This window comes from Erwinia sp. PME.40.26/001 (assembly GCF_055556675.1).
On sequence record NZ_JBVHNP010000001.1, the window covers coordinates 1192803 to 1205275 of the forward strand.

The 12473-nt window shown below is 60.1% G+C and carries 10 protein-coding genes; 2 read left to right on the forward strand and 8 right to left on the reverse strand.

The window, feature by feature from the left end:
- Window positions 1-19: 19 nt before the first annotated feature.
- The 8 genes from ACZ3HG_RS05825 to ACZ3HG_RS05860 form a co-directional block, all read right to left on the reverse strand.
- The gene (locus ACZ3HG_RS05825) at window positions 20-841 is read right to left on the reverse strand and encodes an NADPH-dependent F420 reductase (RefSeq protein WP_274604276.1); all 822 of its coding nucleotides are present in this window, start codon (window positions 839-841) and stop codon (window positions 20-22) included.
- Window positions 801-1535 carry an NADPH-dependent F420 reductase gene (locus ACZ3HG_RS05830; RefSeq protein ID WP_465332225.1) on the reverse strand — a complete coding sequence of 245 codons (735 nt, stop codon included), beginning with the start codon at window positions 1533-1535 and terminating at the stop codon, window positions 801-803. Before ACZ3HG_RS05830 ends, ACZ3HG_RS05825 begins: the two co-directional genes overlap by 41 nt.
- Window positions 1536-1566: 31 nt before the next feature.
- A complete protein-coding gene (locus ACZ3HG_RS05835; RefSeq protein ID WP_244633615.1) occupies window positions 1567-1995 on the reverse strand; it encodes a MarR family winged helix-turn-helix transcriptional regulator in 429 nt (142 codons plus the stop codon).
- A 217-nt stretch (window positions 1996-2212) separates the two neighbouring features.
- A complete protein-coding gene (locus ACZ3HG_RS05840) occupies window positions 2213-2965 on the reverse strand; it encodes a lipoyl protein ligase domain-containing protein (protein ID WP_465332228.1) in 753 nt (250 codons plus the stop codon).
- A complete protein-coding gene (locus ACZ3HG_RS05845) occupies window positions 2965-4911 on the reverse strand; it encodes a sigma-54-dependent Fis family transcriptional regulator (RefSeq protein ID WP_465332230.1) in 1947 nt (648 codons plus the stop codon). The genes ACZ3HG_RS05840 and ACZ3HG_RS05845 overlap by 1 nt, the downstream gene beginning before the upstream one ends.
- Window positions 4912-4973: 62 nt before the next feature.
- On the reverse strand, window positions 4974-5609 hold the full coding sequence (locus tag ACZ3HG_RS05850; RefSeq protein ID WP_222682139.1) for a DUF998 domain-containing protein: 636 nt from the start codon (window positions 5607-5609) through the stop codon (window positions 4974-4976).
- A 134-nt stretch (window positions 5610-5743) separates the two neighbouring features.
- The gene (locus tag ACZ3HG_RS05855) at window positions 5744-7921 is read right to left on the reverse strand and encodes a TonB-dependent siderophore receptor (protein WP_423244813.1); all 2178 of its coding nucleotides are present in this window, start codon (window positions 7919-7921) and stop codon (window positions 5744-5746) included.
- 455 nt (window positions 7922-8376) lie between these two features.
- Window positions 8377-10566 carry a TonB-dependent siderophore receptor gene (locus tag ACZ3HG_RS05860; protein ID WP_191936545.1) on the reverse strand — a complete coding sequence of 730 codons (2190 nt, stop codon included), beginning with the start codon at window positions 10564-10566 and terminating at the stop codon, window positions 8377-8379.
- Window positions 10567-10871: 305 nt separating this feature from the next.
- Here ACZ3HG_RS05860 and fes point away from each other — a divergent pair, with 305 nt between their 5' ends.
- Together fes and ACZ3HG_RS05870 are read left to right on the forward strand one after the other, a co-directional pair.
- Window positions 10872-12230, forward strand: a complete 1359-nt coding sequence (gene fes, locus ACZ3HG_RS05865; protein WP_465332232.1) for an enterochelin esterase — start codon at window positions 10872-10874, stop codon at window positions 12228-12230.
- Complete coding sequence (locus ACZ3HG_RS05870) at window positions 12223-12435, forward strand: MbtH family protein (RefSeq protein WP_465332234.1); 213 nt, start codon at window positions 12223-12225, stop codon at window positions 12433-12435. The genes fes and ACZ3HG_RS05870 overlap by 8 nt, the downstream gene beginning before the upstream one ends.
- Window positions 12436-12473 lie beyond the last annotated feature (38 nt).

Consider the following 12473-nt stretch of genomic DNA (forward strand, 5'->3'; position numbering starts at 1 on the left):
GGCGGGCCGCCGGACTGCGCTACATGAACAGTGCCCGGTGCAGGCGAACGAGATAATCCGCATCTGGGTTGGTTTTGTTGTCCCCCATCCGCTCCTGAATCGCCGCCACCGCCAGATCCCGTCGGGCCGGTAAACGCGCTATCTCCGCAGAGGCCAGTGCGGGTCCCATCTCTTCCCGGGTGAGATCGGTACAGTAGCAGGGTGCGCCAGGCTGCTGTCGCCAGGATTCGGCCAGCGTTCCTGCATCGAAGGGATCGAAACCGGTGTCATTCACCAGTTCCATAATCACCGTGCGGCGCTGCAGGGTATCGCCCGCCACGGGAATGGCCAGCCGTGCCGCGCTTTTGCCAGGCAGGCCTTTCTTCACCAACGAGTCCGAACCGATTGCGTTCCACGCCTTGACGATCGGTCGCCCCAGCAGCCCGGCAACCCACAGGCTTTCAACCTGCCCGTTAACGATCGCGCTGATGGTGCCGTCCCGATGCGGGTAATAGTTCGAGGTATCGGCAATAATCACGTCTTCAGGCAGCTGTTGAATAAGCGGGACGAGATCGCTGAGCCGGGTCAGCGGCACCGACAGGATCACCACCTGCACCTCTGCCAGCGCAGCGGCGGCGTCCGTGGCAACCGCACCCGTTGCAAGCACCTCTGCGGCGATCGTTTCTGGCCCACGGGAATTGGCCACCCTGACGCGATGACCGGCGGAGGCCAGTGTGCGCGCCAGCGTTTTGCCGATGTGACCAGTGCCGAGGATGCCGATACGCAGATTTTCTGTGTGTTTCATATTGTGTTCCTCAGGCTCAGGCCGTGACCGCCCGGTTACGTTCAACAATGGCCTCATGCGTGAGCCTGTCGCCCGCTGACATAAATTCCTGCAGCAACGCCTCTCTGTTCAGCGGGGCACGATCTTTATCGGCCGCCTGAAGCGCCGCACGCAGTCCGTCACTGTCCAGTTCCGTGCAGTAGGCGGGCGTACCGGGCTGCTGCCGCCACGATTCACCGAGCGTGCCGCCGTCAACGGCATCAAAACCGGTGTCACTGACCAGCGACATCACCACGGATTTTGCTGCAGGACTGTCGCCAGCTACCGGGATGGCGATACGCGTTGCTGAACCGGCAGCCACGCCTTTTTCCTTCAGCGTCCCGGCCAGGACAGCATTCCACGCCTTCACCACGGGACGCTGCAGGAGGCCACTGGCGTAAACACTTTCAGGGGTGCCCTGGCGGAGCGCCTCAATATCACCATCGCGGAAGGGATAGTAGTTGGCGGTATCAATGACAATCACCGCTGGCGGCACGTCACGCAACAGGGTGGCCAGTTCAGCATGTTTATCAAAAGGCGTAGAGAGAATGATCACCTCAACATCGCGAACGGCCTCCTGACGTTCTACCGCCGTTACCCCCAGCTGACGCGCCAGTTCCGCGATGGTATCCGGGCTTCTCGAGTTCGCCAGCTTAACAGTGTGACCACACCCGGCGAGTTTATGCGCCAGCGTTGAGCCAATATTTCCCGCGCCGATAATGCCTATGTTCATAAGTACACCTTAGGGTCTGAGTGGAAAAATATTATTTTTCAGCAGGATGCGCGAAATTATTCAGGGTGTCGCGCAGCGCCACCAGCTCTGTCTCTGATAACTGACAGGCTGATTTAATGCGGTCGGTAACGCGCCACAGTTCGGTTTGCAGGGCACTCCCCGCCTCCGTCAGGGTAATCAGCACCCGCCGTTCATCGCTGCGGTCCCGCGTGCGGCAGATGCGCCCGGCGGCCTCCAGCCGTTTAAGAACGGGCGTGATGGTGCCGGTGTCCATACCGAGCTGGGTTCCGATGTCCCCCACCGTGCGCGGCGTGCCGTTAAACAGTTCAAGCATCACCAGATACTGAGGGAACGTGAGGCCCAGCGGATCGAGAAAAGGCTTATGCAGCCGGTTCATGCGGTTCGCCGCGCCGTATAACGCGAAGGAGAGTTGGGTACCGATTTGCTGTGGTGTCTGCATCTTCATTTCCGATTTTTATCTGCTGCTTGATTATCTAGTGCGCAAGATAAAAGAGTAGCGCAGCTTTTTCCCCGGATAAAGGGTCAGGTATGGGTATTTTGTGCGGTATGCGAAGCCGGTGTCCGGCAGGTAAAGCGGCAAACCGGAGGCCTGAGCAGGCATCCCGCCCGCTCAGGCCTCCGGTCGTTCAGACAACGACCGTGCGGGATGAGCCGGGTCATCCCTGCGCGAGTTGTGCGATGATCGCCTCCATGACGTCATCCCGCAGATGCGGAGACGGCGCTGGCAGCCTCTGCGCCACGCTGACGGTTTTCGCTGCCAGATAAAAGCGCCCGCTGCCGAGTGCCGCTTCGAACTGGTTCGCCAGACGATGCGCCGCCGTCAGATCGCAGTCCACCAGCAGCACCGCGTGCGCCAGCACTACGTGGCGACGCGGCCCGTCGAAGGTCTGGCCGGGTATCGCCTGCCAGTACTGCGCCGTGCCGGCAATTTTACGTGCCGCCGTGCCCTCCCCGCAGGCAAGGTTAAACCGCCCGTCGCAGAACGATCCTTCCACCGCCTGCCAGCCCGTTACCACACCCAGCTCCGCCAGCGCATCACTTAAGATCGCGCACAGATGACGATACACCCCTTCGGCGGCTTCGCCGAGCGTGAGCGCCGTCGGGTACGCCAGGCTGAGGTTGAGGATCCCCGGCCCCTGCGGCACCAGCCCGCCGCCGGACTTACGTAAAAATACCGGGCAGCCGTCAGCCGCAAAGGGCTCACGCACCGCCTCCAGCCGGGCAAAACGCCGGTAGCTGGCGGGCACCACCAGTGACTCTGGCCCGGACCAGATACGGGCGACTTTCTGACCAGCGGCCGCTAACTCAAACAGCCCACTCTCAGCCTGAGTCGGGTCCGCACAGTGCTGCCGTCCCCCTTCAGGAAGTGAAAACGGCCCCTCACCTGTAACAGGAGAAAATGCTTTCATCATTCTCCTTCTGCGCCGCGATCCGGGGCGGTATTCGGCGACTGAATGCCGTAGCGCTGCATCCGGCGGTAGAGCGTCATGCGGCTGATGCCCATCTGACGTGCGACCGCGCTGTGGTTCCAGCGTGCGGCCCGCAGGGACTGCAGCAGAAGCGCGGCCTCCGGTGGGATATCCGTCTGGAACGACGCCGGTTCAGCAGGGCCGGTCAGGGTTTCCGGCAGATCCTGTACCGTTATCTCACCGCCGTCGCTCATGGCCACCGCATACTCCAGCGCATTACTGAGCTCGCGCAGGTTACCCGGCCACTCATGCTGATGCAGACGCTGGCGGGCTGCGACCGTCAGCGAAGCCCGGTTGCCCAGCAGCTTAGCAATCAGCCAGTCGAGATCGTCGCGGTGACGCAGCGCCGGCAGGGAGATCCGCGCCCCCTGTAAGCGATAGAACAGGTCGGCACGGAAGCGTCCCTGTTCAACCCGCTGCTCAAGCGCGTGGTGGGATGCGGAGATAATGCGGATATTGACCGGCACCGGACGCGATGCCCCGACCGGCAGCACCTCCTGTTCGGCCACCACGCGTAGCAGACGCGTCTGCATCTCCAGCGGCATATCGCCGATTTCATCGAGGAACAGCGTGCCGCCATCGGCCTCCTGGATCAGCCCGCGTCGGCCCCGGCTGCCGGCACCCGAAAAACTGCCCGGCAGGTGGCCAAACAGCTCGCTTTCAATCAGCGTCGGGGCTATCGCAGCACAGTTCACCGCAATAAACGGCTGCGACCGGCGTGCGCTGGCCTGGTGAAACGCCCGGGCAAAATACTCTTTGCCACAGCCGGTTTCACCTTGTACCACCAGGTGCAGGGACGCGTTCAGCAGGCGTGACGCACGCTGTAACTGCTGTTGAAAAGCCGGATCGCCCCCGGTCAGTGACGCCAGCGGGGCGGGTAGCGGCGCTGGCACGGTAACGGCCTGCCGTTGAGGCCGCGTAGCGGGTTGCACCGCCGTTACGTACAGTCGCTCCCCGCTGTTGATCCGCTGCAGCTGGCCGTGCCGCCCGCTGGCGCTGGCCAGCCAGTCCGGCAGGCGGTCAACCGAGGTGTGAAACAGCTGTTCGATTGGCATGCCCGGCAGCACACTGCGGCTGTGGGGGGATGGCGCGGTCAGGCCCAGCTCCTGTTCCAGCATGCGCTGCGCACGGTGGTTGTGCCCCACCAGCCGGCCGCCTGCGTCGATGGCAATCAGATAGTCCGGGCTGACCTCCACAAACGGCGTTTCCGCACTGAGCTTCAGTATCCAGTCGTGACGGTGCCGGTACTCAAACCACGCATTTTCAATCCGCTGCGCGCAGAGCCTGGCGAGCTGCAACGCCAGCTGCTGACCGGCTTTTGGCTGCGGCGAGGTCAGCGCAGAGACATCGAGGATGGCGTACAGCTGTCCCTGGGGATCGAACAGCGGCACCGCCGAACAGGAGAGCGCGATGTGGGTGGCATCGAAATGGTCATTGTGATGGACGGTCAGTGCTTTTCCGGTTGCCAGCGCCGTGCCGACCGCACAGGTGCCCGCCCAGGCCTCCGACCAGTGTGCGCCCAGAAACAGCCCGGCGCGACGCAGGCTGATTTCTGCACTGTCATCACCGTAATAGTCGACCGTGACCCCCGTGGCATCCGTCAGCAGCAGGACATAGCCCGCCGGCGCAATCTGCCGGTAGAGCGCCTCCAGGCCGTGACGGGCAATGTGGCGAAACTCCTCCAGCTGCTGGCGGTGCTCACGCAGTTCATGCCACGGCAGGATCCGCGCCGCCTGCATCCGGCTGGGATCCAGCCCGTGATGGTCGACACAGCGCTGCCACGAGTCAAGGATCGTTCTATCGTGCTGGCGCAGCGCCAGGGAAGAGGCATGCTGGCTGACGGTGGCAGCCACGGCGGCGATATGTTCACGCTGGCTATGATTCAAGACACTCTCCTCAGGAACCTGCGCGGAGGCGCAGTGGGGTGGCAGGGATACCTCTGCCAGCGTTATTTAACGACACGATAACGGGACCCCGCCAGCAGCAACGACACTCCGGTAACGATCTGCCACAGGGTGATGGGATAGACAGCGGCCCGCTCAATCAGGCCGACGGGCACGGGAACCCAGGGGATCGCCAGCATACAGACCAGGCCACAGCCCCCCAGTATCAGGCTGAAAGACGCATAAACACCGGATACTCGCCGCCCTGCCAGGCCCACGGCGATCAGGCAGAGGTTACCGCCGCCAATCGCCATGACTGCGCCGATCTGATGCAGCGTGATGCCTGCTGCCGGGCCGCCGCTGTGGAATAGCGCAATTAACACTCCGCCGGTGCCGTGAAGACCCCCTGCCAGCAGCGCGGCCCCACCGGTCAGACCAGGGACCTCCCGGCGCAGCAGCCCGCAGGCCAGTATAAACAGCAGCCCTTCCGCCGCAAAGCCAGCATTCATTACGTCGTGCAGCGGAGAACAGATTTGTGGCCCGCAGCCCGGGATCCCCAGGTCGCTGATATAGTTGTGGCTGTAACGATAGGCCGGGTAATGCCAGGCCAGCGCGCTGAGGCGTTCTGCCAGCAAATACAGCAGCCCACCCGCAGCAAAACAGAGTGCGCCAGCACGCTGACGGCCCGTTAATGACGACATAGTCTTCTCCTGTTTCGGCTGCACTCAGTCTGACAGAGCGCCCAAAAAAAACCACCCCAACGGGGTGGTTAACGGGCAATCATTCTGCACTGCAGCGTCTCGCCGTCATACAGCGGTAAGCGCTGTCGCGGCCATTACCAGCGATAATTCACTGAGGCGACAATGTTGCGACCGGTACCATAGAAGCAGGCCTCACTGCCGCTGCAGGAGGCGACGTAGTGCTTGTCGGTCAGGTTCTGCACGTTCAGCTGAACCGTGGTGCCTTTCAGGCTGGCCACCGCCTCGCCCAGTTCATACTTTGCCATGGCGTCGTACAGTGTGAAGTGCGGCACCTCGTCAGTCCCGGTACTGTCGGCAGGGGCATCGCCCGTGTAGCGCACGCCCGTCCCCACGGTCAGACCGCTTAACACGCCATCCTGGAAGCTGTAGCTGCCCCATGCTGAGGCCGCATGGCGCGGAATGCTGGCAGGGCTGTGCCCCAGCTGCGTAGCGTTGTACGTCTCTTTGGTGACTGCATCCGTATAAGTGTAGGCGGCAATCAGCTTCACTTCCGGCGTCGGCTGCGCATGAATTTCAGCCTCAAGGCCCTTCGATTTAACCTTACCAATCTGCTCGTTATACTTGGTTACCGGGTTAACGGAGGTGATATTTTTCTGCGTAATATCAAACACGGAGACGGTCATCACCGTATTCGAGCCCACAGGCTGGAACTTCACCCCCAGCTCGGTCTGCTCACCGGTCGTCGGTTTGAACGGATCGCTTCCCGGCTCTCCGGTGCTGAGGTTCGGCTCAAACGAGGTGCTGTAACTGACGTAAGGTGACAGGCCGTTATCAAAGGCATACAGCAACCCGGCGCGACCGGTCAGCTTATTGTCGTTCTGCTTCTCATCGGTGGCGGACAGACGGTTAACCGTGCGGATCTGGGACCAGTCATTCCGGCCGGAGAGCACCAGATTCCAGTGGTTCCACTCCATCTGATCCTGCAGATAAACGCCCACCTGGTGTAGCTGCTTCAGCGTATTACTGCTGACGCTCATATCACCCTCGTCCACGTCCACCCGGGTCGGGTTCGCCCAGTCAAGCTGATACTGGCTGGAGGTGTGACGGGACAGGGTGCTGGCAACACGGCTCCAGCGATAATCCAGCCCGCCCAGCAGCGTATGCCCGACGTCACCGGTCGCAAACAGCCCTTTCAGGTGGTTATCCACCCCCACTTCGTTGGTCATCACCGTTTCGTGCTGGGGACGACGCTCAATAGTGTGATCGTTCACCGGAGAACTGGTGGTGTAGACCATATATTTATAGTCTTCATCACGATGGGTGTAACGGAGGTTCTGGGTGAACGACACGGCTTCATTGAAACTGTGGTCAAATTCATAGCCCACGGACGCCTGTTCCCGTCGGTTGCCGTAGTAATTCGGGTCGTTGATATTGAAATCATACGGAATATAGCCGGTGCTGGCCGCTTTCAGCGTCCCGGCCATCGGCAGGAAGTTGCGCGAGCCGGCTTTCGGATCGTTCTGGTAGCTGGCGAGCAGGGTGAAACTGGTGTCGGCATCCGGCAGCCAGGTGATGGCAGGGGCAATGGCGACGCGCTCCTGCTTATTGTTTTTGACGTCTTCATGCCGGGTGCTGGCGATGCCGTTCAGGCGATAGAACAGCGTGCTGTCGTCGTCCAGCTGACCGCCGAAGTCAAAGGCAGCTTCCCCCTGATGATGATTACCGCTACTGAGTTGCACTTCACGCACGGTTTCCGCCGTTGGCCGCTTGCTGGTCATCACCACCAGCCCGCCGGGGCTGACCTGACCATATAACACGCCTGCCGGGCCGTGGACCATCTCCACGCGCTCTAACAGCCACGGGTCGATTTGCCCTGCGCCACCGCTGGAGCTGGAGAGGCCGTAGTGCAGGCCATCCAGCAGTTTCGGCGCATAGCGAAAGCCCCGGCTGATAATTTCGTCGTTACGATTGGAGTTACCGCGGTAATTAGTGACCACGCCGCTGGTGTAGCTCAGCGCATCAGACACCGAAGCGGCCGCCTGGTCATCCATCTGTTCGCGCGTCACGACGGAGATCGACTGCGGCGTTTTGCGCAGCGGCGTGGCCGTTTTGGTGCCTGCCGCACTCTCCTTTGCCACCAGCCCGCTGTTACGCCCGGTGACGCTTTCACGGGTTTCTGCCGTCACGGTCAGGGTATTTTCTGTGGCGGCCTGAGACACCGGTACCCCCACCAGCGCTGAAGCCACTAACAGGCGCAAACTGGCCTTACCAGAGGTTACTGCCACACCAGGTCGTGCCTGGGCTTTCATCATTTTAGTCATGAATTGTCATCTCGTCTGAAACAGCCTTGCCTGCGAAAAGCACCGGTAAAGCCCACCCATCCATTAGTATTTCTGACTGGCGAGGGCTGGATCCCAGCGTGGTACGAGTCATGCCTGCCCGTACTCACGCGCGATCAGCGTAAAAAAAACCTGACGAAATACAGCGTTACCGCTGAATTAAGCGAAGTTGCGACGCATATTAATGCAAATGTAAATCACTCTCAATAGCATTTGCATTAGCTTTCCTTATCCCGCAGGCACGATAGCGCAGCAAATAAATGCAACAATATGTAAATCAAAGAAAATTAACGTGTCGAACGAGAGACATCCTTCCGGCCCGAGGGCCGGGAAAAAACAGGAAGAGGCAACGGACAGGGAACAGGCAAAAAAAAGCCACCCGTTGGGGTGGCTGCACGATGATCTTTCACGCGGGTCGCCGGCGGGAATTACCAGCGGTAGTTGACTGAGGCGACAAACGTCCGCCCTGCCCCATAGAAGCAGGCATACTGACCGGCACAGGATGAAACGTAATGCTCATCCGTCAGGTTTTGCGCATTAAACTGCAGCGTGGTGCCTTTCAGCGCCGGAACAGCCTGGCCCAGCTCATACTTCACCATCGCGTCATACAGCGTGTAATGCGGCACAGTATACTCGCCGATGTCATCCCCCGGCGCTTTCCCGACATAGCGAACCCCGGTACCGACGGTCAGGCCGTTCAGCGCGCCGTTCAGGAAGCTGTAGCTGCCCCAGGCCGACGCCGCATGGCGTGGAATGGCGTTCGGGCTGTGGCCCACTTTATCCGGGTCAGTGGCGCTTTTAGTCACCACGTCGGTGTAGGTATAGGCCGCCGTCAGCTTAATTTCCGGGGTGGGCTGCATATGCAGTTCAGTTTCCACCCCCTGAGAATTCACTTTACCAATCTGCTCATAGGCATTAGTCAGACGGTTATATGAGGAGACGTTCTTCTGGTTAATATCAAACCAGGAAACGGTCATCATGGCATCGACGCCTTTCGGCTGGAATTTCACCCCGACTTCGGTCTGTTCCCCGGTCGTCGGCTTCAGGGGGTCGGCTCCCGGTGCGGCCTGTTCCAGCACCGGCTCGAACGAGGTGCTGTAGCTGACATAAGGGGAGATGCCGTTATCGAAGGCGTACAACAGACCTGCACGACCGGTAAAGGCGCTGTCGTTATAGGTGATGTCCGATCCGCCGGTGGTCTGATCCTGATTGCGCACCTGCGACCAGTCGTTACGACCGGACAGCAGCAGGTTCCAGTTATTCCACTCCAGCTGATCCTGCAAATACACGCCGTACTGATTCAGGGTCTTTTTAGTATCGGTCGCCAGCGCTAACAGACTTTCGTCCACGTCCACGCGGCTCTGGGTCCTCCAGTCCATCGGGTAGCTGCTGCCGTAGTCACGGTACAGCTTGCTGTTGATATGGGAGTAACGATAATCAAAGCCGGTCAGCACCGTATGCTGCACCTCGCCGGTGTCGAACACGCCTTTCAGCTGGTTATCGACATTGAACTCGTTGGTCATCGCCGTTTCATGCTGGGCCAGACGCGTCAGGGTATGGTCGCCATCGTCGACGTTGTACACCAGATATTTGTAATCTTCATCACGGTGGGTGTAACGCAGGTTCTGGGTAAATGACAGCGCCTCATTAAAACTGTGCTCCAGGCTGTAACCGATGGACGTCTGCTGGCGTTTTGATTTGGCAAAGTCGGAATCGCTGACGTTCAGATCGTAAGGCACATAGCCCGCTGCGGTGGGATACAGCGTGCCCGCTCGCGGCAGGAAGTTACGTGACCCCGCTTTCGGATCGTCCTGGTAGCTGGTTAACAGCGTGAAGCTGGTGTCTTCGTTTGGCAGCCAGGTCAGTGCCGGGGCAATCGCCATCCGCTGCTGTTTGCTGTTCTTCACAAACTCGTTCCGGGTGCTGGCAATGCCGTTCAGGCGGTAAAACAGCGTATTGTCGTCATTCAGCTTGCCACCAAAATCAAAGGCCGCTTCGCCATAGTGGCGGTTACCGGTACTGAGCTGAACTTCATGAATGCTTTCTGCCGTTGGGCGCTTGCTGGTCATCAGCACCAGACCGCCCGGGCTGACCTGGCCATACAGCACCGAGGCCGGGCCGTGGACCAGTTCCACGCGCTCTAACAGCCAGGGATCGAGCTGCCCCGCCCCGCCGTTTTCTGAAGAGAGACCGAAGTGCAGGCCATCCAGCAGCTTGGGAGCATAGCGAAACCCGCGGCTGATCACTTCGTCATTACGGTTGGAATTACCACGATAGGTGGCGACCACGCCGCTGGTGTAGCCCAGTGCATCAGCCACGGAGCGTGCATCCTGGTCGTCCATCTGATCGCGCGTCACCACGGAAATCGACTGCGGGGTTTTGCGCAGCGGCGTGGCGGTCTTGGTGCCGGAGGCGCTCGCTTTCGCCACAATCCCTTTGTTAGGCGCAGTGACACTTTCCTGGCTTTCTGCCGTGACCGTCATCGTACTGTCGGCATCGGTGGCGGCCTGCGCGGCAGGAGCGATAAACAGTGCCGATGCCAGTAATAAACGCGTGCTGTATTTATCAGAGAATGCTGCAATGCCTGGTGATGCCTGCTTTTTAATTTTATTAAACATGTTCTGTTATCCCGTCTGAACAGACTTGCCGATAAAAAAAACGTTAAACCCCGCCAATTCATTAGTTGCGCTGATTGGCTGCGGTGGTCAGAAAGAACCCCCTTTGCCACTCCTGGCGTCAGTTCCTCTTCCCTTCTTAAGAAAACCCGTAATGACGCACAAATAACAGGCTCTTTAGAAAGTTGCGACGCATCTTATTGCAAATGCAAACTATTCTCAATAGTATTTGCATTAGCGTCGTTTACTGTAAGAGAGATTAAAGTCTCTCTGTTTACGTCATTAAATGTAAATCAAGGAAAATTATCGTGACAACACGGCACAGACTATGGCCGCTAAGTCAGCCCGCAGGCAGCACCGCAAAATGGCTGGCCGCTGGTGATGCCGGTGAAGATCGCTGGTGGCAGGAAATCGCCGCGCACGGTACACCGCGGGTGGAAGCGGTGCGTGAAGGGTGCGTCAGGATGACCTTTCTCTGGCGCGATCCGGCAGGGGACGAAAGCCGGTCGGCGATACGCCAGGTCTATATCGACATTAACTGCGTGACCGATCACCACAGTCCGCAGCCGCAAAGTTTGCAGCGTTTACCCGGCACCGATGTCTGGCACTGGTCAACGGAGATTGATGAACACTGGCGCGGCAGCTACAGCCTGATCCCGGTCGGGGCCGACCGCCTGCCCCCGGCCTTCAGTGACGATCACGACACGCGGCGAAAACAGCAGCGAGAATGGTGGATCTCCCTTTTCCCGCTGGCGATCGCCGACCCGCTTAACCGCTGCGCCCCCCATTTCAACAGTCGCGGACAGGCCCTGTCCGCCGCCCATATGCCTGCGGCACCCGACCAGTCGCTGTGGCATGCGCCGGATGCCGGACATCCGCTGCAGCCCGATGCAGAGCGCCTGCACACCTTCAGCTGGGACAGCATCCTGCTCGGCAACCAGCGCCGAATCTGGCTCTTTACCACCGGCACGTTCCCGGTCGCGGAAGACAGTCCGCTGGTGATCCTGCTGGATGGCCAGAACTGGGTAGAGGGACAACCCCTGTTTTCTGCCCTGCAGGCCGCCACCGGCAGTGGCCAGCTGCCCGCCGCCTGCTGGCTGTTTATCGATGTGATCAACGGTGACTGGCGGGAAAAAGAGCTGCCCTGCAATGCCGCGTTCTGGCGGGCTGTACAGGAGGAGCTGCTGCCGCTGGCACGCAGTCACGCGGCCTTCAGCGAACGGGGTGACCGCACGGTGGTGGCCGGCCAGAGCTATGGCGGGCTGGCCGCGATGTATGCCGGACTGCACTGGCCTGAACGCTTTGGCCGCGTCCTCAGCCAGTCCGGATCGTTCTGGTGGCCCAACGTCCGTCTGGTGACCCATTTTGCTGAGGCTCAGGAACACGACATGGGCTGGCTGACCGAACAGGCGATCAACGGGCACCTGCCTGACAGCCACTTAAAAATCTTCCAGGAAGCGGGCGATCGCGAAGGCGATATGGCCTGGGTCAACCAGCAGATGCGCAAGGCGCTGCTGGCGGCCGGACATGACATCAACTTCCGTATTTTCTCCGGCGGGCATGATGCCCTGTGCTGGCGCGGCGGGCTGCTTGACGGCTTACGCTGGCTGCTGGCCGACTTAAACACTCCACCACTTTTGGCAGGAACAGGTAACGACCATGACTGAACAACTCAATCCCTTCGATGATGAGAGCATCGACTTCCTGGTGCTGCTCAACGCGCGCCAGCAGTACAGCCTGTGGCCTGCATTTTCCGACGTGCCTGCCGGTTGGCAGACCATGGCTGGCCCGACGACGCGTGTGGCCTGTATCGCCTATATCGAAGAGCACTGGCAGGACATGCGCCCGGCCGGGCTGAAAACGGCGGGTTGATCACGCCATCGTTGCCCGGCGGGGCGGGCGGAAAAATT